This is a genomic window from Streptomyces alkaliphilus, from assembly GCF_014141535.1.
In the GTDB taxonomy this organism is placed as follows: Bacteria; Actinomycetota; Actinomycetes; order Streptomycetales; family Streptomycetaceae; genus Streptomyces; species Streptomyces alkaliphilus.
On the sequence record NZ_VKHT01001436.1, the window covers coordinates 1 to 942 of the forward strand.

The 942-nt window shown below is 78.0% G+C and carries 1 protein-coding gene and 1 pseudogene; one reads left to right on the top strand and one right to left on the bottom strand.

Features of this window, described 5'->3' with window-relative positions:
- A partial coding sequence (locus FNQ90_RS24940) for a pyridoxamine 5'-phosphate oxidase family protein (RefSeq protein ID WP_228471588.1) occupies positions 1 to 677 on the top strand: 677 nt, incomplete at its 5' end.
- On the opposite strand, the pseudogene FNQ90_RS24945 reads toward FNQ90_RS24940, so the two are convergent.
- A pseudogene (locus FNQ90_RS24945) lies at positions 569 to 942 on the bottom strand (aminoglycoside phosphotransferase); the annotation flags it as partial. The gene FNQ90_RS24940 and the pseudogene FNQ90_RS24945 overlap by 109 nt on opposite strands.

Sequence of the window (942 nt, forward strand, 5' to 3'; positions counted from 1 at the left end):
CGTCCCCGCCGTCGGAGGCGTCCGCCCCGGGGGCACCCCCGGACGACTCCGGGGGTATCGGCGGGACCGGGACGCCCGATGGTGCCCGGCTCTTCTCGACCGACGTGGCGGATGCGCTGCGTCTGCTGGTGTCCCTGCCGGCCGGGCAGGTGGCGGTGACCCGGCGGGCGCTTCCCTTTCTCCTCTCCGCCGAGCACCTGGTGACCGGGGAGGGGGTGTTGCTGCGGATGGCCGACGGTGAGGAGGTGCCCTCCGGCGCGGATGGCGGCGTGGTGGCCTACCGCGCGGTGGCCGGGCCGGGGCCCGCCGGTGGGCCCCGCAGCGTGCAGGTGATCGGGACGGCCCGCCGGGCGGTGCCGGAGCCCGCCGAGCGGGCGGCCTTCGGGCGTCCCCCGACCGCGGACGGCTCTTCCCCCGCGCCCGACGCCCTCCCGGGGCACGCCTCCGCCGGGCCCGGCGCGCATGTCGACCCCGACACCGCCGTCTACCTGCGCCTGCTCCCGCACCTGGTCGAGGTGCGGGGCGGGACCGGCGCGACACGACACGTCCCCCGGACCACCCCGCCCGTTCAGGCGCGGAACGCCTCCCGCACCGCCGCCGTGTTCCGGCACCACCAGGGCACCAGCGCGGAGGTGGCGGGGAACTGCGGATCGACCCGGGGGTCCTCCCGCTCGTAGTGCCACCGCAGGATCCAGAAGTCGTTGAGCCGTTCCCACCACACCCGGTGCGCGCCGGCCGCCAGTTCCTCGCCGTCCACCCCGGCGGCGGCACGATAGCCGCGGGCGTAGGCCCGGACGCGGGTCAGGTCGAGCCGGCCGTCGGGGAGCAGGAAGAAGATCGCGGCGGCCCGGACCACCTCCTCGGCCCGCGGCCGGACGGCCAGCCGATCCCAGTCGAGCACCGCGAGGGCCTCCCGCGCGGGGGGCCCTTCGCCACCGGTCG